The sequence below is a fragment of the Methanobrevibacter millerae genome (assembly GCF_900103415.1).
GTDB classification, from domain to species: domain Archaea; phylum Methanobacteriota; class Methanobacteria; order Methanobacteriales; family Methanobacteriaceae; genus Methanocatella; species Methanocatella millerae.
This window is the reverse complement of the sequence record NZ_FMXB01000026.1, coordinates 1-24,891: the sequence shown is the minus strand read 5'-3', so window position 1 is coordinate 24,891 and position 24,891 is coordinate 1. Positions and strand designations below refer to the sequence as shown.

Below are 24,891 nucleotides of genomic sequence, written 5' to 3'. Positions count from 1 at the left end.
GAGGAGAGCAAAACATGATATTTCCTCTATCGAGATTCATACAAAGACTTAAAGATAAATTCCAACTCTACAAACCCGAAGCAGACGGTGTACAATTCACAAACGCAAAAAATACAAGCAAAACATGCCACCACTGCCAACACATCAATGAAGATTTGGATGTAAAAGAACGGGAATGGATGTGTCCGAAATGTGGAAAAATACTTGATAGAGATGTAAATGCCGCAATTAATATACTGAACCGTTGGTGCGACGGGGATAGCCTAGTTCAGACTTAATAGACTATTAAGCAAAAAAAATCTAGGAATCCCCGACCTCTAAAAGGTCGGGGAGGTTCAAGAATTGAGAGGTTAGTGCAAGTACTCTCCTCTTCTTTAAGTAGAAAAAACCTGTTAATCTCAAGCATTAAAGTTAATGGATTTGAAATCAATTATTTCATGAACCAAATTCAGATTAATCAATTCCTCTCGGAAAAAAGTCAAATCTAAATCATTAGATATTATTGGGCATTTCTTATCTTTTGAAAATAGAATTAATTTTTTGTCTTCAATAGATGGATTTAAAACATCCGTATGCTTTCTCATATAATATTCATCAATATTATCCAGATTATTAAAATCTATGAATGCATTTTCAATAGAATCTAATAACTCATCAGAAGGCTCATAATATTCCTGTGAAAAATTTTCATGTTTTCTGAGATCTCCAAAATTATGTCTAAGTTTAATCATTAATTGAAATCTTGAAGATGGTCTTAAATCTTTAAAATAATCATCGATAACATTATAATATCCTTTACGTTCTATTTCAGAAATGATGAAATGAGGAACTATGATTGTAGAGTCCTGATTAAATAGAAAGTTATTTAATTTTTTTGCTGACGCTGTGAATACTGGGATATTATATTTCTCAGGGAACAGAGAATAAATAATGACATTTGCATCATAGATTACCTGTGTCTCATTTTTAAGCCTATTCATTTAATCGCCTTCATCCAATTCAAACTCAGAATCATATAATCTTGGAAAGATCCCCAATTCTTGACTTATATAATCTTGAATCCTATTAAATTTATTTTCTAATGAATTTAAATTCATATATTCAAATACTCTAGGATTGCCATCAGACAAATCGTATATTTTTTTAACATCCGAAACATAATTTGACAATAATTCCAATAAGTCGTTTTTCATTTCCAAATCCAATGTTTCCTTTTCTAAAACCATGCTTAAATAATCAAGAGATCCGGAAACAATTATGCTGTTATTGCACTTGCCAAAATCAGAAAAATAATTTACATAAGCATTTATCTGATTCAATAAAATTTCTTTCTTATTATCTAAATTTTCATCAATGACAACTATTTCATAGAGATTTTTATTTTTAAAGAAATTTAATCTGATTATGTCCTCATAAGCATTTCTTACAATTTCAGAATCAATATGTGGTTTAATCATTTGCAATTTCTGAATTGCATCACTTCGAGTGAAATTCTCTTCGATGTCCATATAATATAAAATTGTAGATGCGGATTCCAAATAGGGGATAGTTTTTCCACCCACAAAGTCATTAAATGAATTAGAATCAAAACCCTCTATTTCTAAAGGAGAATATTTTAAGATATCTTCGTTGTAATATTCATCAGCCAATGCGCTTGAATAAGGGCCTCGGATATATAAAATATATTTGTAAGAATGATTCCAACCAAAATATTTTGAGATATAAACGAATTTTTGAACTTTTAATCTAAAATCAAAATCATTCCTAATTTTCGCAGTAAATTCTTCAGCATCACTAAATGACAATGAATCTTTTACACAATTTATGAAATATACAAAATGGCCAATGGTGCTCATAAGAAAACCTCCTTATGTATACTAAAGTATGATTATACATATTATATAAACATATTGTTAATTCTTAAATAGAAAAATACTTAATATACTTTCTCAAATGAAGTAAATAATCTATTTTGAGAGTAATTTTGCACTGAAAGGTAAAAAAAGAGTCATTGATAGTACTCTGGGTGTATATCTGAAAGATGATTAGCTATGGAAAATAATCAAATTCATTTTTCACACAGCAATATTTTTGACAGTAAAGTTTTTGTTTTCGCACCGGAACAGTACATCAACAATTAGATAGGTAAATTATTTAATTAATTAATATTAAATATTAGAACATATTTAAATCGTGATTTTTATGACTGTCAAAGAGCATATTAAAAAAATTAGGGATAATGTTTATGAAGTTCCCGGAAGCTATGACAAGAAGATGAGGGCTTCCGGAAGATTATATATCGATGATGAAAGCTTTGATGCGCTTGAAGAGGGTGCCGTTCAGCAGATTGTGAATGTCGCATGCCTGCCGGGGGTTTTCAGATACTCCATCGGACTGCCTGATATCCATTTCGGATACGGTTTTCCAATCGGAGGCGTAGCAGCATTCAACAAGAGAAACGGCGTAGTATCTCCAGGTGGTGTCGGCTTTGACATTAACTGCGGCGTCAGGCTGATCAAATCCAATTTACGCTTGGAAGACGTTGAAGGCCATTTGGATGAGCTTGTTGAAGCATTGTTCAAAAACGTTCCGTCCGGCGTCGGCTCAAAAGGAAAGGTAAAGCTCTCCAAGGACGACATTAATGATGTTCTCGATTACGGTGCCGAATGGGCTGTTGAAAACGGCTATGGATGGAGCGAAGACCTGGAAGTTTTAGAGGAAAACGGAAGAATCAAGGCAGCGGACTCATCTGAAGTCAGCGACAAGGCCAAAAAAAGAGGAATTCCTCAGCTGGGTTCACTCGGCTCAGGCAATCACTTTCTGGAAATCCAGATAGTCGATGAAATCTACAACGAGAAAGTTGCTGAAGTCTACGGCCTTGAAAAGGGCATGATTGTCGTCATGATTCATACAGGCTCTCGTGGATGCGGACACCAGGTCTGTTCAGATTACCTGAGATTAATGGATAAGGCTTACAAAAACTATAAGATTTCAATCGCCGACAGGCAATTGGCCTGCGCTCCAATCGATTCCAAGGAAGCTCAAAGCTATATCAAGGCAATGTATGCCGCAGCCAATTACGCCTGGGCAAACAGGCAGATGATTACTCATTGGGTGCGCCAGTCCTTTGAAGAGGTTCTTGGCAAATCAGCAGAGGACATGGACATGCAGATAGTCTATGACGTGGCCCACAACATCGCAAAAGAGGAAACCCACGACTTCAAGGGAAGGGAAATGGAAGTGATTGTCCACAGGAAAGGCGCAACAAGGGCATTCGGTCCGGGCCGTGAAGAGGTTCCTTTAAAATACCGTGAAGTCGGCCAGCCGGTGCTTATTCCGGGAACAATGGGAACTTCATCCTACGTGCTTCACGGAACAGACGTTGCAATGGAAGAGACCTTCGGCTCAACCGCTCACGGAGCAGGAAGGGTTCTCTCACGTTCAAAAGCCAAAAAGGACTATAATCCGGACGATATCGTAAACGACATGGAAAGCAACGGCATCAAAATCAGGGCAACGTCCAAAAACGTCATTGCAGAAGAGGCTCCGGGCGCATACAAGGACGTTGACAGTGTCGTTAAGGTATCAGATTCCACAGGAATAGCCAAGCTGGTTGCACGCGTAAAGCCATTGGCAGTAACAAAAGGTTAAAAGCATGATAGGAATTATCGGTGGAAGCGGGGTTTATGAAATAACCTCAAAGGCAGACAGCGTCGAAAAAAAGACAGTCACTACGGATTATGGTGAAGTTGAAGTGTCCATTCTGAATATCTTCTCAAAAAAGGTCGCATTTATCCCAAGGCACGCTTCAGGCCACAGCATTCCCCCACACAAAATCAATTTTAGAGCAAATATCGACGCCCTTAAAAATGTCGGAGTAACCCAGATAATAGCCACAAATTCAGTCGGATCGATGAATCTGGAAATGCCTCCGGGCTCATTTGTCATACCGGATGATTTTCTTGATTTTTCTGAAAACCGTGAAAAGACGTTTTATGAGGATAAGGTGGTTCACATTGACGTAACCCAGCCGTACTGTCCTCATTTAAGGGATGTTTTGGACAAATCCGGCGACGTCATACTTGGAGGAACCTATGTCTGCACGCAGGGTCCGAGATTTGAAACTCCGGCCGAAATAAAGATGTTTAAGCTTTTGGGAGGAGACCTGGTCGGAATGACGGGTCTTCCGGAAGTGACGCTGGCCCGGGAAAGGGAAATGTGTTACAATTCAATATGCATTGTTTCAAATTACGCTTCAGGCATATCCGAAAGCGAACTGACCATTGATGAGGTATTTGAAATGGTAAAGGAGCTTGAAAGCGATTTGCTTGAATTAATATATAACTTCATTAAAAACTGTGACGAATGCGACTGCATGTGCCATCATGCGCTTGACGGTGCTGAAGTCTAGGAGGAATGAATATGAAAATAGCTGTTGTATCATCAAACGGTGTGGATATGGATCTGCACCTTGGAAAAGGTTATTCATTGTATATATACGACTATGAAGACGAAGATTTGACATTCACCGAACACAGGGAAGTTGACATTGACCTTGAGCAGAAGCATCAGGGAAGCAAGGTCATCAAGGCATGCGAAGACTGTGACGTTATCATCGCCGCCGAGTTCGGCTTCAAGTCAAAAATCAAGGCAAACGAATTGGATATAAAATTAATTGCCGATGAAGGCACAGTCGATGAGGTCTTGAAACGCTACATCGACCACGTTGAATTCATGAAAAAATAAACAATCATGTCAGTAAGGGCTTATTTGGAGAAAAATCTCGAAATTGAAAGCAATAACGAGGAATTAATCATCACGAAAACTCTAAAAAGAACGCCGACCTTTAACGTAACCAGGCAGCCGGAAATCTTCGAGCTATTCTGTGAATACGGTGAGGATTACACCAACGATGACTGTGTCGGCGAGATTTCCATTTCAAAATCCGAGTGGGAAAAGGTACCGAAAGACCGCTTACCTAAAAAAACAGTTAATCAAATCAACAAGGATTTTCAAAGCAGGGATGAAATCACCTATCATTGTCTTTAAATAGTATTGGATTTAAACATTAATAACCTGTCTGACTGGTTCAGTTTTGAAAACAGGGATTGCGATTTTCCATTCTACAGAAAAAGCCCTCACGTGCCGAAGCACGGCGGGATAATGGTGTTCGTTGCGGTGGTAGCAGGATATCTTCTTCAGTATTATTTTTTCTGAAATAATTGGAGGAATCATTTTCTGCGCAATACCTCTTGCAGCGGTATTATATTGTCTGGGAGGTGACATCAAGGCCATTATCAGAAAGCCTGCGGCAAGGGACGTTGCATTGGCAGTAATGCTTTTTGTAGGCTACATTATTGCTAATTATAGGAATCCTTATGCTTTTTGACTATTCGTTCAGCTTCATTAATGTAAAATCACAGGAAAGGGAAGGGATTATCGGATCATTCACTTCGGGCCTTTTAACATCAATCGCCTGAGCTCCATGCTACAGTGCCTATTTAATCTCATTAATTTCTCTTCTGGTAACATCGGCCGACCACATATTTGTTGCATTCAATATAATACTGTATTGTATTGGTTTCGGATTAACGATATTCGCCTTAAGCTTTATATTATCAAAAATCAATCTGGAGTCATTCATTAAAAAAAACAACGTACATTCCAAAGATTTTTGCGGTGATGATAATTCTCGGCGCAATCTACATGCTCTATTCATTTTTATAATTTTCAATAATCTTTATATATCATGAATATAATATAGTAATACTAACCTTTAAGGGCGGGTTTTAATTAAATAAAACTTAATTACAAATTATTCTTTAAATAACGTGAGAAAAACTCACAATAGTCGAATAAGAGATTATAGAACTATAATCTGTTATAATTTGATTTTATAGATTATTTTATGTAAGTTTAATAAAATACTCTATTTTAGGACTATTTTTCAAAATTAAATAGCTATACGCTAAATATAATAATAAATATTTTAAAATAAAAAACGGTTGATATAATGGCAAAGGCAAAATCTAGACGTAGAGTACGTGACACTTGGAAAGAAAAATCATGGTATACAATTAAAACACCATTAATGTTTGAAGAAAAGGAAATTGGGGAAACCCCAGCTAAAGACCCAGAACTCTTAATCGGAAGAGGCGTTGAAGTTACAATGAGGGAATTAACCGGTGACTTCTCAAAACAATACATCAAACTCAGATTTGAAATTGACAACGTTGCTGGAGACGTAGCATCCACCAAATTTACCGGTCACAAGACCACTACCGATTACGTTAGAAGCATGATCAGAAGGGGAACTTCCAGAATCGACGCTTCCACTATCGTAACTACAAAAGACGAACGCAAAATTAAACTTCACGTTCTTGCAGTAACAATCAGAAGAGCTAAATCTTCCCAGCAAAGATACATGAGACAAGTAATCGAAGACTTACTCAAAGAAGCTGCAGCTGAAAGAACTTACGAAGAATTAGTTAAATCTTCAGTTAACGGTAAATTAGCTTCTGAAATTTACCACACTGCTAAAAAAATCTACCCTCTCAAAAGAGTGGAAATTATCAAAAGTAAAGTAATCAAATAGGATTACTTTTCTAACTTCTTTTTTTTACATACTTTTTTATACTTTCAACTAGATAATTTACTATTGATTGACATGGTTGAAACGCTAATGATTAATTGGGTGTATGTTATTGCCTTATTCATTCTTGGAATAATAACCTATAAAAGGCAATCCCTGGATTTATTCGGTTCCATTGTTATGGTAGTAATGGGAATCGTAATTATTTTCTCGGCAGGAGTCAACTGGCTGCTTATTTTAGTTCTCTTTCTTGTAATGTCACTTCTTGCAACGAAATACTCCAGGGCATACAAGCGTTCCCTGGGTGAATACGAAGGAAGAAGGTCTTCCAAAAACGTAATTTCAAACGGTATCGTGGCATTCATGATGGCGGCCTTCGGCGGATATTACCTCCCGTTTGTCGGCGGATTCATCGGAGCCATCGCAACCGCAACCGCAGACACACTGGCTTCTGAAATAGGAATATTGCAGCAGCCAAGATTAATAACGACCTTTCAAAAGGTAGATCCGGGAACCGACGGTGCAGTATCCGTTTTGGGAACGGCAGTAGGAATGATTGGAGCACTTATTATAGGTATTGCAGCATACCTGCTGGGTGTTATCACAAATCCGCTGTCAGCCATTGTCGTATCCGTGGTATCCGGAACCGTAGGATGCTTTATGGACAGCTTTTTGGGCGCAACGTTTGAAAGGGCGAACATGCTTACAAACGAGCACGTCAATCTAATCGCAACAATTACCGGCGCAATCGTCGGAATACTGCTTATCTAAAAAGACTTTTTTTAATGAAATTTCAATCTCAAATTATATAACCATTGAAAAACAGAATTATTAATGTATATTTATTAAAGGTGATAAAGTGAAGGGAATTGTACTGATTATGGACGGAATGGGTGACCGTCCGATAAAAGAACTTGACAATCAAACTCCTCTTCAGGCCGCAAAGACTCCAAACATGGATAAGATGGCCGAAGAAGGAATTACAGGAATTATGGATTCAATAGCTCCGGGAATAATCCCTGGAAGTGACACTGCACACTTATCAATTTTAGGCTATAATCCCTATGAGGTTTATACCGGAAGGGGTCCATTTGAAGCAAACGGCGTCGGAGTGGACGTTCTTCCAGGCGACATTGCATTCAGGTGCAACTTTTCAACTGCAGACGAGGATTTAATCGTAACCGACAGGCGTGCGGGAAGAATCAAGGAAGGAACCAAGGACATCGTAGACGTTTTAAACACCATGGTTCTTGAGGATTATCCGGACGTTAAAATCATTTTCAAGGAATCAACAGGCCACAGGGCAGTTCTTGTTTTAAGAGGCGAAGGATTATCCGATAAGGTAAGCGATGCCGACCCTAAGGTCGAAGGAAACAAGCCTAAGGAAGTCAAGGCATTGGACGAATCCGAAGAAGCCAAAAGGACTGCAGACATTTTAAACCAGCTGGTTGTAAAGTCATACGAAATGATTAAGGAGCATCCGGTCAACGTAAAGAGAATTGAGGAAGGCCAGCCTCCGGCAAACATCATCATACCTAGAGGTGCCGGTGAAGTGCCTGTCGTTGAAGCATTGAATGACAAATATGAAGTCAACTCCGCATGCATTGCCGAAACCGGTTTAATCATGGGTATCGGAAGATTTGCGGGAATGGACATCATCGAAATGGAAGACGTAACAGGCGGAATCGACACAAATCTCTATAATATCCGTGACACTATTATCGATCAGGTTAAAAACTCAGACCATGACTTCTTCCTGATTAATATCGACGGAGCCGATGAGGCAGGACACGATGGCCAAATTAAAGAGAAAAAGGAATTCATCGAAAAGGTCGACGAAGTCGTAATGAGTGAACTCATCAAGCTTGAAGACGTATACATTTTCCTCACGGCCGATCATTCAACCCCTATTTCAGTTTTAAACCACTCAGGAGACCCTGTGCCGGTATTGATCAGAGGTCCTGAAGTGAGGGTGGATGACGTTAAGGAATTCTCAGAAGTCGCATGCGCAAAAGGCGGATTGTGCAGAATCCGTGGAAGCGACGTAATGAACATCATGATGGATTTAATGAATTACGCGCATAAATTCGGAGCATAGGTGATTTGAATGGTAGCCGGAAAGCTGTTTGGAACATCAGGAATAAGAGGAAAAATAGGCTCTGAAGTGACATGCGAACTTGCCTTGAACGTTGGAAAATCCCTTGCGACATACCTTGGAAACTCAGGCAAGGTTATTTTGGGTTATGACACCAGAACAACCAACCAGATGCTTGACCAGGCAATATGTGCAGGGCTTCTTGAAAGCGGTGTTGATGTAGTTAAAATTGGTATGGTTCCAACCCCTCTGGTCGGCTACGCTGCAGAAAAACTGGACGCCGATGCCGGAATAATGCTTACGGCCTCACACAACCCTTCCCCGTACAACGGAATTAAGCTTTGGAACAAGAACGGAATGGCCTACACTTCCGCTCAGGAAGCCGACATTGAAAACATTTACAATAACAAGTTATACGAATCTGTCACTTGGGATAAGGTAGGATCCCTGTCCGTTAATGAAGAAATCAAATCACAGTATGTCGATGATTTGGTTGATATGGTTGAAATCAGGGAAGGCTTTAAAGTCGTCATTGACTGCGCATCCGGTGCGGGAAGTGAAATATCACCTTTAGTATTTAGAAAAGCGGGATGTGAAGTAACAACCCTCAATTCCCAGCCTGACGGATTTTTCCCAGGCAGAAACCCAGAACCGAATGCTGAAAACCTTCAAAACCTGATGAAAACTGTTGTAGCCATTGGAGCAGATTTGGGAATCGCTCACGACGGAGATGCAGACCGCATGATAACCGTCGATGAAAATGGTGACATATCTCCATTCGACTCACTTTTGGCATTGATTTCAAAGGAATTCGAAGGCGACATCGTAACCACGGTTGATGCAGGATTGTGCATGGACGAATCAGTTAAAGGGGAAGTAATAAGAACTCCTGTCGGTGACGTTAACGTGGCCGAAGTCATCATCGAGAAAAACGCAGCATTCGGAGGCGAACCGTCCGGAACCTGGTTGCATCCTGATTTCTGCATGTGTCCTGACGGAATATTGTCCGGTCTTAGAATGGCTGAACTGGTTTCTAAAAAAGGCAAATTATCCGATTTGCTTTCAGAAATACCGTCCTATCCGAATATCCGTGAAAAGATTACCTGTTCTGCTGAAGCTAAAATCAGGGTAATGGATAATATGGAAGAGCTCTTGAAAGGCGCCTTTGATGACATCCGTGAAATCAACTCAATAGACGGAGTCAGATTGACCTTTGAAGATGACAGCTGGGTGCTTGTAAGGCCGTCCGGAACTGAAGACTATGTCAGAATCACTCTTGAGTCACGTGACGCAAAAAGAGCTGAAGAAATCAACGAAACCTGTAAAAAAATCATCAAGGAAAACATTTAGTGATGATTTTTTTCATCTCACTTTTTTTAACCCCTCCTAAGAATTCTATTGTGAAGTAAATATTATATTCATCGGGTAGAATTGTCCTCAGAAATTCATTTATTAAATGTTTTGCCTTTTATTTTTTAAATCAAGATTTATCCGCTTTTAAATCCAATATTAACCCATGAAATTTAAAAATTCATTCTTAATATTATTGATTTTAGTAACGAGTTCTTTGAAAAATAATATGTTGCATACTGAATCTCTGGATTTGGCTTGTGAAAAGTACAGGAATTTGAAATGCGGCTATTTTCCTTCCATCAGGAGGCAGGATTTGCCTGATGAATTTAGCGATTTGGCATTCAAAACGATTGATGAGTTCATTAAAAAGACTTATAATTTGAGTTACGAGTGCTTAATCTATTTTGATTATATAACTGGTGAAATTATCAGATGTGCAATGGGTAAGTTGGATGGTGTTGATTTAACTTTTGATATTAACGAATTTGAGGGTTATAATGTTGCCTCATTGCATAATCATCCTGAAGGTATTTTTTCACCGCCTTCAGGTAAGAATTTTGGAATACTTGGAAGGGCTTTTGAAGATTATGAGTTAATCACATCAAGAGATGGTTTCTGGATTTTTAAGGCTAAAAGATTAGATTTAGATTTAATGCAGGAATTGAATTTTGTTTCAGATGCATTATTTTATCATTCTCTTCAAAAATGCTCAAATAGGTATCATGATGAAGAAATCTTGGATAAAATGATTGACATTAGATATGGTAATCAATTGTTAAAATATATTAATGATAAAAACTTAAGTAATATACAATTAACCAAAAAGGAGTATGTAAAATGAAAACCAAACCAAATATCCAAACTGCAGAATATGGTGGTAGAAAAAGGATTACTGATCCTGAAGTTTTTAGGATAGCTCGTGAGCAGGAAAGGGATCCTAATATTTTGTCCGGTACTGCGGCTATTTATGCTTTGTACCGAATGATGGGTATGGAAGCTACTTATGAGGAACTGGATGCCCTTTAACCATATTTTTCATTGATTTTTCTTAACATATGATTTGGTTCTATTGAACTTATATCGTGTAAAAAGCTTTGATTAATCAATGTGTTATTGAATAATATTTGAAGATGTTTTTTCATCTTTTTTATTTTAAGTAATTAGTCTTTATATGAATTAATTAACCAAAACTGAGGTATGTAAATATGAAAACCAAACCAAATATCCAAGTTGCTGAATATTGCTGTAGAAAAAGGATTACTGATCCGGAATTTTACCGGATAATGCGTGAGCAGGAAAGGGATCCTAATATTCTGTCAGGTATTGATAGAATCTATGCTCTTTACAAGATGATGGGTATGGAAGTTACGTATGAGGAACTGGATGCCCTTTAACCGCATTTTAAAGCGATTATTAAAACAAACTTAAGATGTTTTCTATTTTTTCTCAAAATGAAAATGCAATTAGAGTGGTGTTTAAAAAGTTAAGGAAAAAATAAAAGATTAGAAGAAGATTAATTATTCTTCTTCTGCGATAAATGCTTCAATACCTAATGCTGCGCATTCTGGGCATACCCAGCCTTCAGGCATGTCAGCAGGTGTTGCTCCAGCAGGAATGTTGTATGCTGGGTCTCCTTTTTCTGAATCAAATCTGTATTCACAATGTAAACAAACATATATAGTCATTTTATTATCTCCTTAATTTTTTTATTAGCATTGCCAATATAATTTTAATTGTATTGATACTAATATTTAAAAGTACTTATTTGAAAAATATCTTATTAAATTAATATATTAGAAAAAACATATTATTTTACAATAATTTTTTAATTGATATGGGGTAATAAAATTGAAAGCAATAATTCTAAGCGCTGGTGAAGGCTCAAGGATGAGGCCGTTAACACTGACAAAGCCTAAAACAATGCTGCCTGTCGCCGGCAAACCGATTATTCAATACAACATCGAAGCATTAAAAAGCAATGGCATTAAGGATATCCTGCTGATTGTAAGATACAAGGAAGAAATCGTCAGGGAATATTTCGGTGACGGTTCCAAGTTCGGAGTAAAAATCTCCTACAAGACTCAAAAGGATTTCCTCGGAACAGCCAACGCCATTTCATATGGTGAAGATTTTACTGAAGACAGCATTTTGGTTTTAAATGGAGATATCATTCTCGATGAGGAAATCATTCACGAAATCATCGACAAATACAATGATTTAAAGCCTGACACATTAATGGTTTTAACCGAAGTTGAAAACCCTTCAGCCTTTGGTGTTGTTGAAATAGAGGACGGAAATATCAAAAATATCGTTGAAAAGCCTAGCATTGAAGAAGCCCCAAGCAATCTGGTTAACACGGGTCTTTACGTCTTTAACAAGGATATTTTCGAAAAGATTGAAAAGACGGAACTGTCCGAAAGGGGCGAATACGAAATCACGGATTCCGTAAGCATGCAGATTGCAGAAGGCAAAAAGGTAATCGGCCATAAGACCGACAAGGACTGGATTGATGTCGGAAGGCCATGGGAACTTATTGAAGTTAATGAAGAGCTCATCGGCCAGTTGAAGACTCAGATTAAGGGCAAGGTTGAAAACGGAGCTCATATCCATGGTGAATTGTATCTGGGCGAAGGAAGCGTAATCAAGGCCGGAGTATACATCGAAGGAAACGTCTACATAGGAAAGAACTGTGATGTAGGTCCTAACTGCTATATCAGAGGCAACACCTACTTCGGCGATAACGTCCATGTCGGAAATGCCGTTGAAATCAAAAACTCAATCATCATGGAAAACACCAACGTAAGCCATTTGAGTTATGTCGGTGATTCCGTTATCGGATCCAACTGCAATATCGCAGCGGGAACCAACATTGCAAACCTGCGTTTCGACAATGCTAACATCAAGACTAAAATCAAGGATTCAATGGAAGACAGTGGAAGACGCAAGCTCGGAGCCATTATCGGAGACTCCGTAAAGACGGGAATCAATTCCAGTTTCTCTCCGGGCGTAAAGGTCGGTTCCAACTCCACAATCGGATCCAACGTCTTGTTGTATGAAGATTTACCGTCCGATACGAGAGTGCTTTTAAAGCAGACTCATATAGTTCAGGACAAGAATAAAGATAAGAAATAAATTAATTAAAAGCTAGTGATATTATGGAAAATACTAAAGACTCTATTGTAATATGCCCTGGTGCTCAAGTAATTGGTGATGTTGAACTTGGCGAAAACGTTTCCATCTGGTTTGGTGCCGTTGTCAGAGGAGATACGGCTCCAATCAAAATAGGAAACAATTCCAACGTACAGGATAACTGCGTTGTGCACTGCTCCAAAGACTTCCCGACCGTAATTAAGGATAATGTTTCAGTCGGTCATGGTGCAGTCGTTCACGGATGCACTCTTGAAGATAATGTCCTTGTTGGAATGAACGCAACCATCTTAAACGGCGCAAAGATTGGAAAGAACTCAATTGTCGGTGCCGGTGCTGTAGTAAGTGAAGGAAAGGAATTTCCGGAAAACAGCCTGATTTTAGGCGTTCCGGCAAGATTAATCAAGGAAGTTACGCCAGAACAGATTCAGCACATCCAGATTAACGCTGATAATTATGTAAAGCTGTCCAAACAGTATAAGGAAGATTAAAATATGAAACCGAGACAAATTGTAAGTGATATGGACTCATATGTCCCTGGAAGGTCACAGGATGAAATAGCTGCAGAATTCGGACTTAAAAAGGAAGATATTATTAAGCTTGGATCCAATGAAAACCCGTGGGGTCCCTCTCCAATGGCATTAAAGGCGATTGCTGAGGAATCACAATTCATAAACAGGTATCCCGAATCACAATTGAAGGAAATCGTTCACCTTGCAGCCGAATATGCCGGCGTTAAGGACTCACAAGTCATTATTGGCGGTGACGGTGCAGATGAAATCATCGACGTTCTTGCAAAGACCTTCATCGAGCCGGGTGACGAGTTTATCGTGCCCATACCTTCATACATGTACTATGAATACTTATTGAAGCAGTATGGTGCCAATCCGGTTTATGCAAGATGGGATTTGGAAAAGAACGTTTTGGACGTCGATTCAGTATTCGAATGCATCTCAGAAAATACCAAAATGATTTTTTTATGCACTCCGAACAATCCTACCGGAACATTAATAGATAAAAGCGACTTGATTAAAATTGCAGGTGAAAATCCGGACATTTTAGTTGTTATTGATGAAGCTTACTTTGAATATTCCGAGGTTACAAACAGGGATTTAATCGATGAATACGACAACGTCTTCATCATCAGGACCATGTCCAAGGTTCTGGGCCTTGCGGGAATGAGGGTAGGCTACGGCCTTGCATGCGAGGAGATTATTGAATACATGCACAGAATCAAGCCCGTATTCTCCCTGACCAGACTGTCCTATGTTGCAGCGGTAAATACCTTCAAGGACACCGAATACATCGAAAGGTCAATTAATGATGGGATAGAAAGCAGGGACTATCTTATCAGCGAATTGTCCAAAATAGATTCTCTTAACGTATTCCCGTCCAAATCCAATTTCATACTGATTGGAGTCAAGGATACTGGTTATACCGCAACCGAAATCACCCGTGAATTCATGAAAAGGGGAATTATCGTAAGGGACTGCACGTCATTCAAGGGCCTGGATGAATACTGGATTAGAATCAGCATCTGTACGATGGAAGAAAATAAGAAATTCATCGATATAGTACACGAGGTAGTGGGTTAATGTATGTGGGCGGAACGTTAATATCTTCGGTTGAATTTCACGGAAACATGTCCTTTGTGATTTTCCTGTCCAAATGCCCTTTGGCATGCAGATACTGCCATAACGTGGAGCTTTTGGAGGACAACACAGAAAGGACTTTCGAAGAGGTAAAGTCTGAGATTGACAACGCCGCAGATTTCATTGACGCAGTCGTTCTCTCAGGCGGAGAGCCCTTGATGCAGCTTGACGCCCTGATAGAAATATTTACGTACGTAAAAAGCATCAACCTTAAAACCAAGCTCGACACGAGCGGAATTTACCCTGATAAAATTGAAAAATTACTGGAATTGAATTTACTGGATTTCGTATCTCTGGATGTCAAGGCACCATTTGAAAAGTACAGGAAAGTAACCGGTGCCAATGTCGGTTCACAGGTCAAAAAATCAATGAAAATGTTAAACGATGACCCTAACGTTCGCCTTGAAGTCAGGACAACCTACGTGCCTACGCTTCATACCAAAAAGGACATCCACAATCTTGTAAATGATGTCGAAGGTGACATCTACACCATTCAGCAGTTCAGAAACAAGAACGTGCTTGATCCCGCCCTGGAAAAGGTGGAAGTGCCGAACCCTCATGAGCTGAGGAAACTTGCGCAAGACATCAGGCCATTATTCAATGGCATCGTAAAGGTCAAGACCGCAGAATTCGGCGAGGAAATAATAGAATAAATTAATTGAAGAGGAGGAGTCAAGGAATGCCTATTTTATCGTTTTCAAGTAATGATATTGACGTCATTACGGGAAAGAAAAGAAGAACCATCCGTAAGCTTTGGAAAACTCCTCTTAAAAAGGGTGACAGGCTCTACTGTTACTGGAATCTCGTTTCCAAAGAGAAAATGAAGATTTTTGAAGCCATTGTCACAGACGTTGAAGACATTGATTTTGAAGACATTATAGGAAATGACGAGCTGGCACGTGAGGAAGGCTTCAATGACTCCAAGGACATGCTGAGGGAATTCAAGAAGATGTACGGAGGCCGTGTCGACGCATCAGACAAGTTCCAAATCATTTATTTTGAAAAGCTTGACATCGATGACTGGAAAGGGGATAAAATCGATGAAAAATCAATGATTACCAAAAGGGCAGACATTCTCTTTGACAGCGGAAAGTTCGACAAGTCAACTATGTGCTATGATGCCGCACTGAGAATCGACCCCCATGACGTTTATCTGTTAAACAAGCAGGGAGACAATCTTTCAAGGCTCGGCAAGTTCGACGAGGCCATAGAATGCTACGACAAGGCGCTGGAACTGGAGCCGGACAACATCTATATTCTCAACAACAAGGCAATCGCCCTTTTAAATGCCGGCGATTTCGAAGCTGCCTTAAAGTCAAGCACCATCGCATACAACTATTCTCCAAGTAGCCCGATCGTTTTATACTGGAGAGGATTCATTCTGGAAATCATGGGGGAGTACGACAAGGCTTTAAAGGTCTATGACAAGCTCATAGTAATCGACAGCGAAAATCCTCAGGTGTGGAACTCAAGGGGAAACCTTTTAACCGATATGGGCCGTCTTGAAGAGGCCATAGAATCCTTTGACAGGGCGGTTGAGGTCTGTCTGGACGATTCCGAAATGGATGCCAACGCCATCAACAGGATGGGCAACGCATACATAGATTTGGGAAAGCTTGACGAGGCTCTGGACTGCTTCAATACAGCTATTTCTTTAGAACAGTACAATATTGACTTTCTTTTGAATAAGGGAGTCGTATTGATGGAGCTCGGCCAGTACGAAGATGCTGTGGACAGCTTCAATAAGGTTCTGCTGAGGGATCCGGATAATGAGGACGCATTTTTCCTTAAAGAAGAGTGTCTTGATAACTTATGATGTAGATATCACTATAAGTTATGCTGTTTTTATATTCAAAAGTTAATTATTTTAAAAAAAGAGTTAATTATTTTATAGGTTGAAACATTAAACTATGATTTAATCAATCAAAAAAGTAAAATTATTGAAGTAAAATCTACTCCAATTATTCCTTGTATTTTTTAATCAGACTGATTCCCCATTCAGTCATTTCGTCCGCCTTTTCTTGCGTATCGCTTTCGGCGAAGCATCTGAATATAGGTTCAGTTCCGGATGGCCTGATGATAACCCAGCCGTCCTCTTTTAAGATTTTAACGCCGTCAGTCAGGTCCAGCTCAAAATCGGTTGTGGTCTTGATTTCTTCAGCAATCTGTGACATTACTGACTGCTTCTGGTCGTCCGGACATTCGATTTTCATCTTTCGGGCGTAATAAACAGGAAGCTCGGATACAAGTTCGGAGAGTGTTTTTTTCTCAAGGGCCAGAATCTCTAAAATCTTGGCAACCGTCATTACGGCATCTCTTCCGTAGACAAAGTCAGGGAAAATCAAACCGCCGTTTTCTTCACCGCCGAATAATCCGTCCTTTTCATGCAGTTCACGTGCAACGAGCAGGTCTCCGACTGCAGTAGCTATTACTTCGCCATTGTATTCATCCGCAATGTCATAGATGGCCTGGGATGTTGCAACGGTCGTAACGATAATTCCGCCGTCGTTTTCCTTAAGCATCTGCTTTTCAACGAGGGTGAATGTCTTGTCTCCCAAAACGAAGTTTCCTTTCTCGTCAATACAGATTGTCCTGTCTGCGTCACCGTCGTGGGCAAGACCGATATCTGCGCCCAGTTCCTTAACGACGCTGATTAGCTCCTGTAAATTTTCCTCAATAGGCTCAGGGTCACGGCCAGGAAAAGCCCCGTCGGCCTGACAGTTGAGAGTGGTTACTTCACAGCCCAGCTTACGTATTAGATAAGGTGCAGTATAAGCTCCTGCACCGCTTCCGCAGTCAACAACCACTTTAAGCTTGGCTTCACGGATAGCATCGGCATCTACTTTTGAAATTGCCTCATCAACGTACTCGTCTATGATTTTATCGTTATGATAAATCTGTCCGATTTCTGCCCATTCGGCTCTTTTAGGTTCGCTGTCGAAGTACAGTTCCTCAATGGCCAAATCCATTTCGTCAGGAATTCCGATACCGTATTCGTCTAAAAATTTAATACCGTTATATTTTGGAGGATTGTGTGAAGCGGTAATCATTACTCCTCCATCATAATACTTGCGGACAGCATATTGAACGCCGGGGGTTGGCAGGATTCCCAAATCCACAACATCACATCCTGATGATAAAAGACCTGCCTTTACAGCTTCCATTAACATTGGCGTAGAGGTTCTCGTATCTCCACCGACTGCAACGGTACCTTGAATTTGAGTTCCGTAACATGCTGCAAGTCTTGAAGCAAATTCCGGTGTTAAAACGTCATTTGCAGTCCTTCTAACACCAAATGTTCCGAATAATCTTTTTTCATTTGACATTTTAATAATTCCTATAAACTTTATTAATATTTACTATTGGGTTTTGATTAATAAATAAGTATTCATTTGGCACGGATTTTCAGACTATTTCCGCTTGATAAAACTATTTCCATTTCATTGTTGTATTCGGTAATCTTTCCCACCACATTGACTTCCTTGTCCTTAAAGTCCTTGATGTCAAAGCTGTTCGTCTGCATCTGGGCAACTTGGCTTTCAAAGATTACAAGCGTCATCTGTCCGGTTCCGTCATTGATTGTAAGGAAGTAACTGCTCCCGCTTTTTGAGGATTTAACATCTGTAACTACGCAGTTAATGCTTACTTCCTCATCAATCATGGAACGTGTTATGTCTTCAATTTTTACTTCCTTAACTTCAATTAATGGTGTAAATAAAATCAGGCCGATTAAACCAATCATTGAAGTTATCAGAGCCATTTTCAATAGTTTGTCATCTGTGATTTTCATGAATTGAAATTTAATCTCATAACTAATAAATGGAACAGTATTTCAATCGGTAATATTTAAAAAGAAGGTAATATTTAAAAAGAAGGTAATATTCAATCGCAAGGTTATATTCCAAGACTTTAAAAAATTAAAATAAGATGAACAATAGAACAATTAACATGTTTGAAAATATGAATAAGAGCGAATTGTATGCAATTCTTGCAGGTGTTTTCACCGCATCCCTAATCATATCAAATATCATTGCCGGAAAAACATTTGAATTTTTTAATTTCATGCTTCCGTGCGGTGTTATTATTTTTCCCATTATTTACATTGTCAATGATGTTTTGGCGGAATGTTATGGTTATGAAAAGGCAAGAAACATCATTCTTTTAGGTTTTCTAATGAATCTTGTGGCCGTAATCTGCTATAACATAACGATGATTTTGCCGGCGCCGCCATTTTTCGAAGGCGTTGAAGCGTTCAACATTGTTTTGGGCTCAACGGCAAGGCTGTTAATGGCCAGTTTTCTTGCATATATTGTGGGATCTCTTTTGAATGCTAAGATGATGGTTTATCTGAAAGCAAAATCGGAAGATAAATTATTTGCAAGATGTATATTGTCCACATTGGTCGGTGAGGGCTGTGATGCATTAATTTTTATTACGGTAGGATTTTTTGGAACGATGCCGTTAGAAGCATTGCTCTTGATGATTATTGTACAGGCATTGTTCAAGACGATTTATGAGATAATTGTGTATCCGTTTACCAGAATCGTCATTTTAAAAGTAAAAAGCCTGAATTAAATGGGTCTTAAATATCGAATCCTGTTGTAAATTTTGATTTGTTAATTCAAAGGAATTTGTGTTTGCAAATAAATGTCTTATTCTGATTACCTCAATGGTAAAGAATATTAAAATTAAAAAATTGAAAAAAGAAAGGTTTTTGATTAATATTTCAAAAATTAAGATTCAAACCATTCTTTTAATTCCGGTCTAAGATTAACTACTCTAAATTCATAGATGGTGTAATCTACAATGTTTTTGCTTACAAACGGATCATTGGCCATAAGGTCTTCAGCCTCTTCTTTTGAATTGGTCTTCAATACCATGACTCCACCTCCACCAAAGGAACCGTCTTCTTGGGCATGGGGTCCTGCAATAAGGACTTTACCCTCTTCACTGCATTTTGCGAAATATTTCAAGTGCTCTTTTAATATTTTCATTACTTCTTTTTGTTCTGGTATGTCATCCCTAAAATGAGATACAACTGCATACGCATTCATCATATCACCGTTTCATAATTTTTTTTCACAATAAATGAATATTATGGAATTGAAAGATTTTTAAAATTTCTGTTCAAAGAATTATAAATATTATTTATTTTATTTTATAAAAGATTTTTTAATCTATTTTTTTGAAGTTCATTTTTTCTCCTCACTTAAAAACATTTTTAAGACATATGAATAGGAATGGCTTAAAAAATATTCAAATTATATAATATTTTATTAAATTCAATATAATTTGAATTAAATATAAATTTTTTTACATATTTTTAAACAAAAACCTAATCATATGGAAGTTATTTATATTATCATTAATATATAGTTTACCACAAATATGATTAGATATTATTAATGGATTATTCATTATTTATAGCTATAAATTATTTAAAAATCGTTTTTTATTAGATTAATAATATAATTGAATTTTATAATTTTTAACTGAATATATTAAGTTTAGACTGCGATATCGGTTATTTTTAATTAATAGCAACTTTTCTTATAAGACTTATGATATAGTTTGCATGCTTATCAATTTCAAGCACAAAACTCTGATATAAAATTTGTTTTGTATAAAAAAAGTGAAATATGGTGGATTATTTTTCATGGAAAATGATTTGGTAGATAAAACTAGAAAATCTTAATATTAATTTAAAATGGTTTTAATATATGCTATAATCGAATACCTATGGATTATTACCTTTTTTTTATTTATTCAAATATTTTAATCTAGTTTGAATAAAATTACAAAATATTTATTTATTTCAAAAAATATATTTTTTCATAATATCATTTACCACAGAGAGAAGATAATATGATTGATGAAAATATAAATTATAATAAATACTTTTTAAGATTAGTTAAAGATTTTGACGAATCTACAATACTTAATCCTGATTTAAATGGGATTAACAAACCTAAATTAAATAAAAAGGAATTTAAAATAAAAAAAGACATCATTGAAGAATTTTGTAAAGAGAATTCAATTGGGGAAAATATACTCTTTTTAGCCAGTACAGCATTGGCATTGAACAAATTTAATTTTTCCAATAAAAATTTAATTTTCCATGAAAACAATATAATCTTTACAACCAACTTCGAAAACAGGGATATATCCATCAAAGATTACTTAATACAAATCCAAAACGATTATGCGGAAAATTTAAAGTATTGCGAATTTTCAGCAGATAAGATAATTGATGGATATGGCCTCCAGACCGAATTCTATTATGCTTTCAATAAAGACCTAGACCTCAATTCTTTCAAACGCAAATATAATTTTTACATGAATATTCAAAAAACTGGTGAAGAATTTATATTATCCTCTCATTACAATGACCAGTTATATTCCAATGAATATGTCAATCAGTTCTTAAAAAGTATTAACATGATCATAAATCAATTTTTATCAACTGACATTACAAAATCATTATTATCCGACATTTCTCTTGTTGAAGAAAAGGAAGCCATTGAATTTAAGGAAGTGAAGATTCCATTCATACACAAACGTTTTGAAAGCCAAGCTGAAAAAACACCTGATAATCCTGCACTTGTTTCGAATGGCGAAAAATTAACATACGGTGAACTTAACGAAAAAGCAAATAAAATTGCAAATGCTCTTATTAAAAAAGGAATAAAACCAAAAAGCAATATTCTGATCATGATTCACAGAAATAGTGACTTAATAGCTTCTATTTTAGGTATATTGAAAGCAGGATGTGCATATATTCCTATTGATTTAGAATATCCTCAAGAAAGAATTGATTACATTTATGAAAACAGTAACTCAGACTACATTATTTCCGATGAAGATAATGAGACCTCATTGAACGTTAAAGAATTACTCGAAGAAGAAAATATCAAAAATCCTGATGTTGAAATTTCCCCTAATGATTTGGCTTACATGATTTACACATCAGGTTCAACCGGAAATCCTAAAGGAGTTATGATTTCCCATAAAAACATTACAAACCTGTTCACACATGATGAGGATAATCCTGTATACCATGCATATAGCAGCATGAAAAAAACTCTTGCATTGAGTACAGTTTCATTCGATGCGTTTTTGCTTGATTTCATGAGCTTAACATTTGGTCTGGAAGTAGTTTTGGCCAATGATAGTGAAGCCAAAAACATCACAGATTTAACTAAACTTATCCATAATGAAAAGCCGGACGCTCTTACATTCACTACACCATCAAGATTAAGGGAATATCTTGAAAATGAGCACTTCAATAAGGAATTGTCATCATTCAAGTATTTTGCAATTGGTGGGGAAATGGTGCCTCAAGATTTAATTGCATATGTTTTGGAAAATAGTGAGGCTGCTGTTTATAACATTTATGGGCCTACCGAAACAACTGTAATATCCAATTCAAACAGAATCACGGATTCACAACATCTCACAGTTGGAAAAGCATTGTACAACTATATAACTGAAGTAAGAGATATCGACGGCAAGATATTGCCTTCTGGTGTAATGGGTGAGCTTTATATTGGTGGTTTTGGAGTATCCAAAGGATACTATAATCTTGATGATAAAACCAAGGAGGTATTCCTTGAAATTGGGGGCATCCCATATTACAGAAGCGGTGATTATGCAATAAGACTTCCAAATGATGAAATTGTTATTAAGGGCAGAATTGACAATCAAATCAAATTAAGGGGTTTGAGAATAGAAATTGGAGAAATAGAATCAAACATATCCAAATATCCGAATATAAAAGAGAATATTGTCGTGATTAAAAAAATCAATAATACGGACCATCTGTGCGCATATTTCACAGGTAAAAATGAAATTGATATTAATGATTTGAAAGAATACTTGAAAGAAAGATTGACCAAATATATGGTTCCAACAGTGTTCATGCAAATGGATGCAATGCCAAAAACACCAAACGGAAAAACAGACGTGAAAGCACTTCCTAAACCAATACTCAGTCTTGAAATGATTCCTCCGGAAACAGAAACTGAAAGAAAATTATTCAATATCGCATCAACAATCTCAAAAACCGCAGAATTTGGGGTGACTGATGATTTGTATGCTATCGGATTTACATCATTATCATTAATGCAATATGCTTCCAGCATCTATGAAGAAATGGGATACAATATAAATATTTTCAAATTGCTTGATAATCCGACAATTAGAAATATTGTAAATCTGATTGATCAGGATAAAGACTCAAAGGATTTAACTGACACTATTGAAGAGTCTAAAAATTCAATGTATCTTCCGTTGACTGCAAATCAGATTGGAGTATACGGGGAATGTGTTCAAAACCCTGATGTTCCTCAATATAACATCCCTAACCTTATTAGATTTGACAAATCAATTGACGCTGAAAAATTGAAAGAAGCAGTCATTAAAACGATTGATGCATATCCTTATCTTAAAACAAGGATTGTCATGCATGGTAATCAGCTAATGCATAAGCGTGATGATTCAATTGCCATTGATGACATTCCAATAGTTGAAGTGCCAAGCATCAGCGATGAGGAGATTCAAACTCTCAATACCAAAAAATTCGACTTGTTGGGAGGTCAGTTATTTAGAGCCAAGATATATGTGACTGATGATGAAGTTATATTGTTCATTGACATACATCACTTAATAACTGATGGTGAATCTATTGACAAGCTATTTAGAAACTTTGCCAACGCCTATGAAGGCAAAGAAATCAAAGCAGAAATTATTGACGGATATGCCAATGCATTGATGGAGGCGGAAAGTGAAAACAGTGAAGAATACATTGCCTCTGAGAAATATTTCCATGACTTATTGACTCAGGAAGTGGATTCAACCGTCCTCACCCCTAATTTGAATGGAAATCCGGATGACGGGAATCTTGAATCAGTATCCAAAAAAATTAATCCGCAACGGGTTAGAAAATTCTGTGCCGATGAAAGGATAAGTCCTAATGTCTTATTTATGGCCAGTACCATATTGAACTTAAATAAGTACACATTTTCAGACAAATCATTAATTACAACCATTTATAATGGTAGAACAAGTTCAGATTACTTCAATACTCAGGCATTTTTAGTTAAAACTCTACCTATATTGTCTATTAATGAAGACAGAAATATTTCTGTTAAGGAACTGTTAAATCAAACTGCTGAAATTTGGAAAGAAACTATTATGCATTCTCATTATCCATATATAAAAATTTCAGAGGAGTTCCAATTAAAACCTGAGTTCATGTACACTTACAATAATCTTGATGAAGAGATAATCACAATAAACGGTAAAGATTATCAGTATGCTCATTTGGAAACCCTTGAAACTAATTATAAAATAACATTCGATGTTAACGAAAGTGAGGACAATATAGAATTGTTAATATTATATAATAATCAGTTATACACTGAAAAATACATTAAAGTATTCTTAAACGGTGTTTTAAATACTATAGAACAATTTATCAGTGATGATATCGAGAACTTAAAAATCAGGGATATAGAGTTAAATAAAAATTATGAAATCCCTGTTTTCACTCCTGTTGAAAATCCGTTTATCCACAAACGTTTCGAACAGCACGCTGAAGAAAATCCTCAAAAGATTGCTCTTGTTGCAGAAGATGCTACATTAACTGCAGATGAACTTAACCAAAAAGCGAATAAAATAGCTAATGCTTTAATCAAAAAAGGAGTAAAACCTAAAAGCAATGTTTTAGTAATGCTTCACAGAAACAGCGATCTCATAGCATCAATATTGGGTATTTTAAAGGCAGGTTGTGCTTACATTCCAATCGATTTGGAATATCCTCAGGGGAGGATCAATTACATTTATGAAAACAGTCAGGCGGATTTCATCATTTCTGATGAGGATAATGAAAATTCACTGAACATTAAGGAACTGTTAAAAGAAGCAGATGTTTCAACTCCTGATGTTGAAATTACTCCTGATGATTTGGCATACATGATTTATACCTCCGGTTCTACAGGTAATCCTAAAGGAGTAATGATTTCACACGAAAACATCTGTAACGAGGTGGAAAA

Annotated in this window: 26 protein-coding genes; 19 read left to right on the top strand and 7 right to left on the bottom strand. The window is 37.1% G+C overall.

Features of this window, described 5'->3' with window-relative positions; genetic code table 11:
• On the top strand, positions 1-278 hold a 278-nt coding region (locus F3G70_RS11140), incomplete at its 5' end, for a zinc ribbon domain-containing protein (protein WP_223166080.1).
• Positions 279-398: 120 nt separating this feature from the next.
• Here F3G70_RS11140 and F3G70_RS11135 read toward each other — a convergent pair.
• Positions 399-980 (bottom strand): hypothetical protein, encoded by a 582-nt coding sequence (locus tag F3G70_RS11135; protein WP_149732781.1) that lies wholly within the window; start codon positions 978-980, stop codon positions 399-401.
• Complete coding sequence (locus F3G70_RS11130) at positions 981-1,856, bottom strand: hypothetical protein (RefSeq protein WP_149732780.1); 876 nt, start codon at positions 1,854-1,856, stop codon at positions 981-983.
• A gap of 346 nt (positions 1,857-2,202) precedes the next feature.
• Between F3G70_RS11130 and F3G70_RS11125 the strand changes: the two genes are divergently transcribed.
• The 4 genes from F3G70_RS11125 to F3G70_RS11110 are packed head-to-tail and all read left to right on the top strand — an operon-like array spanning position 2,203 to position 5,049.
• Positions 2,203-3,651 (top strand): RtcB family protein, encoded by a 1,449-nt coding sequence (locus F3G70_RS11125; protein ID WP_149732779.1) that lies wholly within the window; start codon positions 2,203-2,205, stop codon positions 3,649-3,651.
• Between the two features lie 4 nt (positions 3,652-3,655).
• Positions 3,656-4,411: an S-methyl-5'-thioadenosine phosphorylase gene (gene mtnP / locus F3G70_RS11120; RefSeq protein ID WP_149732778.1), complete on the top strand. Its 756-nt coding sequence runs from the start codon at positions 3,656-3,658 to the stop codon at positions 4,409-4,411.
• Between the two features lie 11 nt (positions 4,412-4,422).
• Positions 4,423-4,746 (top strand): NifB/NifX family molybdenum-iron cluster-binding protein, encoded by a 324-nt coding sequence (locus tag F3G70_RS11115; RefSeq protein WP_149732777.1) that lies wholly within the window; start codon positions 4,423-4,425, stop codon positions 4,744-4,746.
• Between the two features lie 6 nt (positions 4,747-4,752).
• Positions 4,753-5,049 (top strand): hypothetical protein, encoded by a 297-nt coding sequence (locus tag F3G70_RS11110; protein ID WP_149732776.1) that lies wholly within the window; start codon positions 4,753-4,755, stop codon positions 5,047-5,049.
• Between the two features lie 448 nt (positions 5,050-5,497).
• Here F3G70_RS11110 and F3G70_RS12155 read toward each other — a convergent pair whose 3' ends face one another.
• Positions 5,498-5,644, bottom strand: a complete 147-nt coding sequence (locus tag F3G70_RS12155; protein WP_188118173.1) for a hypothetical protein — start codon at positions 5,642-5,644, stop codon at positions 5,498-5,500.
• Between the two features lie 369 nt (positions 5,645-6,013).
• Here F3G70_RS12155 and F3G70_RS11105 point away from each other — a divergent pair, with 369 nt between their 5' ends.
• The 7 genes from F3G70_RS11105 (at position 6,014) to F3G70_RS11075 (ending at position 11,434) form a co-directional block, all read left to right on the top strand.
• A complete protein-coding gene (locus F3G70_RS11105; RefSeq protein WP_149732775.1) occupies positions 6,014-6,595 on the top strand; it encodes a 30S ribosomal protein S3ae in 582 nt (193 codons plus the stop codon).
• 72 nt (positions 6,596-6,667) lie between these two features.
• Positions 6,668-7,363: a TIGR00297 family protein gene (locus F3G70_RS11100; RefSeq protein ID WP_149732783.1), complete on the top strand. Its 696-nt coding sequence runs from the start codon at positions 6,668-6,670 to the stop codon at positions 7,361-7,363.
• 88 nt (positions 7,364-7,451) lie between these two features.
• Positions 7,452-8,690 (top strand): 2,3-bisphosphoglycerate-independent phosphoglycerate mutase, encoded by a 1,239-nt coding sequence (locus tag F3G70_RS11095; RefSeq protein WP_149732774.1) that lies wholly within the window; start codon positions 7,452-7,454, stop codon positions 8,688-8,690.
• Positions 8,691-8,699: 9 nt separating this feature from the next.
• Entirely contained in the window at positions 8,700-10,037 is a 1,338-nt protein-coding gene (gene glmM / locus F3G70_RS11090; protein ID WP_149732773.1) for a phosphoglucosamine mutase, read from the top strand.
• Between the two features lie 166 nt (positions 10,038-10,203).
• A complete protein-coding gene (locus F3G70_RS11085) occupies positions 10,204-10,881 on the top strand; it encodes a hypothetical protein (RefSeq protein ID WP_149732772.1) in 678 nt (225 codons plus the stop codon).
• Positions 10,878-11,066 (top strand): hypothetical protein, encoded by a 189-nt coding sequence (locus F3G70_RS11080; RefSeq protein WP_149732771.1) that lies wholly within the window; start codon positions 10,878-10,880, stop codon positions 11,064-11,066. Before F3G70_RS11085 ends, F3G70_RS11080 begins: the two co-directional genes overlap by 4 nt.
• A gap of 179 nt (positions 11,067-11,245) precedes the next feature.
• A complete protein-coding gene (locus tag F3G70_RS11075; protein WP_149732770.1) occupies positions 11,246-11,434 on the top strand; it encodes a hypothetical protein in 189 nt (62 codons plus the stop codon).
• A gap of 123 nt (positions 11,435-11,557) precedes the next feature.
• Here the strand turns inward: F3G70_RS11075 and F3G70_RS11070 are convergent, their stop codons facing one another.
• Positions 11,558-11,725, bottom strand: a complete 168-nt coding sequence (locus F3G70_RS11070) for a rubredoxin (RefSeq protein WP_149732769.1) — start codon at positions 11,723-11,725, stop codon at positions 11,558-11,560.
• Between the two features lie 157 nt (positions 11,726-11,882).
• Between F3G70_RS11070 and glmU the strand changes: the two genes are divergently transcribed.
• Genes glmU through F3G70_RS11045 form a run of 5 tightly spaced genes read left to right on the top strand, consistent with a single transcriptional unit; the run spans position 11,883 to position 16,655 of the window.
• On the top strand, positions 11,883-13,172 hold the full coding sequence (glmU, locus tag F3G70_RS11065; protein ID WP_149732768.1) for a bifunctional sugar-1-phosphate nucleotidylyltransferase/acetyltransferase: 1,290 nt from the start codon (positions 11,883-11,885) through the stop codon (positions 13,170-13,172).
• 23 nt (positions 13,173-13,195) lie between these two features.
• The gene (locus tag F3G70_RS11060; protein WP_149732767.1) at positions 13,196-13,678 is read left to right on the top strand and encodes a gamma carbonic anhydrase family protein; all 483 of its coding nucleotides are present in this window, start codon (positions 13,196-13,198) and stop codon (positions 13,676-13,678) included.
• A 3-nt stretch (positions 13,679-13,681) separates the two neighbouring features.
• Positions 13,682-14,782, top strand: a complete 1,101-nt coding sequence (gene hisC / locus F3G70_RS11055) for a histidinol-phosphate transaminase (RefSeq protein ID WP_149732766.1) — start codon at positions 13,682-13,684, stop codon at positions 14,780-14,782.
• On the top strand, positions 14,782-15,492 hold the full coding sequence (locus F3G70_RS11050; protein WP_149732765.1) for an anaerobic ribonucleoside-triphosphate reductase activating protein: 711 nt from the start codon (positions 14,782-14,784) through the stop codon (positions 15,490-15,492). The genes hisC and F3G70_RS11050 overlap by 1 nt, the downstream gene beginning before the upstream one ends.
• Positions 15,493-15,518: 26 nt before the next feature.
• Complete coding sequence (locus F3G70_RS11045; RefSeq protein WP_149732764.1) at positions 15,519-16,655, top strand: tetratricopeptide repeat protein; 1,137 nt, start codon at positions 15,519-15,521, stop codon at positions 16,653-16,655.
• A 145-nt stretch (positions 16,656-16,800) separates the two neighbouring features.
• Here F3G70_RS11045 and glmM (F3G70_RS11040) read toward each other — a convergent pair whose 3' ends face one another.
• Together glmM (F3G70_RS11040) and F3G70_RS11035 are read right to left on the bottom strand one after the other, a co-directional pair.
• Positions 16,801-18,165 carry a phosphoglucosamine mutase gene (glmM, locus tag F3G70_RS11040; RefSeq protein ID WP_394349329.1) on the bottom strand — a complete coding sequence of 455 codons (1,365 nt, stop codon included), beginning with the start codon at positions 18,163-18,165 and terminating at the stop codon, positions 16,801-16,803.
• A 62-nt stretch (positions 18,166-18,227) separates the two neighbouring features.
• Positions 18,228-18,629 carry an OB-fold nucleic acid binding domain-containing protein gene (locus F3G70_RS11035; protein ID WP_149732762.1) on the bottom strand — a complete coding sequence of 134 codons (402 nt, stop codon included), beginning with the start codon at positions 18,627-18,629 and terminating at the stop codon, positions 18,228-18,230.
• A 137-nt stretch (positions 18,630-18,766) separates the two neighbouring features.
• Here F3G70_RS11035 and F3G70_RS11030 point away from each other — a divergent pair, with 137 nt between their 5' ends.
• Complete coding sequence (locus tag F3G70_RS11030; RefSeq protein ID WP_223166079.1) at positions 18,767-19,414, top strand: queuosine precursor transporter; 648 nt, start codon at positions 18,767-18,769, stop codon at positions 19,412-19,414.
• Positions 19,415-19,572: 158 nt separating this feature from the next.
• On the opposite strand, the gene F3G70_RS11025 is transcribed toward F3G70_RS11030, so the two are convergent.
• Positions 19,573-19,893, bottom strand: a complete 321-nt coding sequence (locus F3G70_RS11025) for a YciI family protein (RefSeq protein WP_188118172.1) — start codon at positions 19,891-19,893, stop codon at positions 19,573-19,575.
• A gap of 811 nt (positions 19,894-20,704) precedes the next feature.
• On the opposite strand from F3G70_RS11025, the gene F3G70_RS11020 reads away from it, so the two are divergent.
• On the top strand, positions 20,705-24,891 hold a 4,187-nt coding region (locus F3G70_RS11020), incomplete at its 3' end, for a non-ribosomal peptide synthetase (RefSeq protein ID WP_149732760.1).

Excerpts from the sequence above, each read along its gene's own strand:
- F3G70_RS11135 (WP_149732781.1), bottom strand. The coding sequence starts at position 980 with ATGAATAGGCTTAAAAATGAGACACAGGTAATCTATGATGCAAATGTC.
- F3G70_RS11130 (WP_149732780.1), bottom strand. The coding sequence starts at position 1,856 with ATGAGCACCATTGGCCATTTTGTATATTTCATAAATTGTGTAAAAGAT.
- F3G70_RS11125 (WP_149732779.1), top strand. The coding sequence starts at position 2,203 with ATGACTGTCAAAGAGCATATTAAAAAAATTAGGGATAATGTTTATGAA.
- mtnP (WP_149732778.1), top strand. The coding sequence starts at position 3,656 with ATGATAGGAATTATCGGTGGAAGCGGGGTTTATGAAATAACCTCAAAG.
- F3G70_RS11115 (WP_149732777.1), top strand. The coding sequence starts at position 4,423 with ATGAAAATAGCTGTTGTATCATCAAACGGTGTGGATATGGATCTGCAC.
- F3G70_RS11110 (WP_149732776.1), top strand. The coding sequence starts at position 4,753 with ATGTCAGTAAGGGCTTATTTGGAGAAAAATCTCGAAATTGAAAGCAAT.
- F3G70_RS12155 (WP_188118173.1), bottom strand. The coding sequence starts at position 5,644 with ATGAATGACTCCAGATTGATTTTTGATAATATAAAGCTTAAGGCGAAT.
- F3G70_RS11105 (WP_149732775.1), top strand. The coding sequence starts at position 6,014 with ATGGCAAAGGCAAAATCTAGACGTAGAGTACGTGACACTTGGAAAGAA.
- F3G70_RS11100 (WP_149732783.1), top strand. The coding sequence starts at position 6,668 with ATGGTTGAAACGCTAATGATTAATTGGGTGTATGTTATTGCCTTATTC.
- glmM (WP_149732773.1), top strand. The coding sequence starts at position 8,700 with ATGGTAGCCGGAAAGCTGTTTGGAACATCAGGAATAAGAGGAAAAATA.
- F3G70_RS11085 (WP_149732772.1), top strand. The coding sequence starts at position 10,204 with ATGAAATTTAAAAATTCATTCTTAATATTATTGATTTTAGTAACGAGT.
- F3G70_RS11080 (WP_149732771.1), top strand. The coding sequence starts at position 10,878 with ATGAAAACCAAACCAAATATCCAAACTGCAGAATATGGTGGTAGAAAA.
- F3G70_RS11075 (WP_149732770.1), top strand. The coding sequence starts at position 11,246 with ATGAAAACCAAACCAAATATCCAAGTTGCTGAATATTGCTGTAGAAAA.
- F3G70_RS11070 (WP_149732769.1), bottom strand. The coding sequence starts at position 11,725 with ATGACTATATATGTTTGTTTACATTGTGAATACAGATTTGATTCAGAA.
- F3G70_RS11060 (WP_149732767.1), top strand. The coding sequence starts at position 13,196 with ATGGAAAATACTAAAGACTCTATTGTAATATGCCCTGGTGCTCAAGTA.
- hisC (WP_149732766.1), top strand. The coding sequence starts at position 13,682 with ATGAAACCGAGACAAATTGTAAGTGATATGGACTCATATGTCCCTGGA.
- F3G70_RS11050 (WP_149732765.1), top strand. The coding sequence starts at position 14,782 with ATGTATGTGGGCGGAACGTTAATATCTTCGGTTGAATTTCACGGAAAC.
- F3G70_RS11045 (WP_149732764.1), top strand. The coding sequence starts at position 15,519 with ATGCCTATTTTATCGTTTTCAAGTAATGATATTGACGTCATTACGGGA.
- glmM (WP_394349329.1), bottom strand. The coding sequence starts at position 18,165 with ATGTCAAATGAAAAAAGATTATTCGGAACATTTGGTGTTAGAAGGACT.
- F3G70_RS11035 (WP_149732762.1), bottom strand. The coding sequence starts at position 18,629 with ATGAAAATCACAGATGACAAACTATTGAAAATGGCTCTGATAACTTCA.
- F3G70_RS11030 (WP_223166079.1), top strand. The coding sequence starts at position 18,767 with ATGAACAATAGAACAATTAACATGTTTGAAAATATGAATAAGAGCGAA.
- F3G70_RS11025 (WP_188118172.1), bottom strand. The coding sequence starts at position 19,893 with ATGAATGCGTATGCAGTTGTATCTCATTTTAGGGATGACATACCAGAA.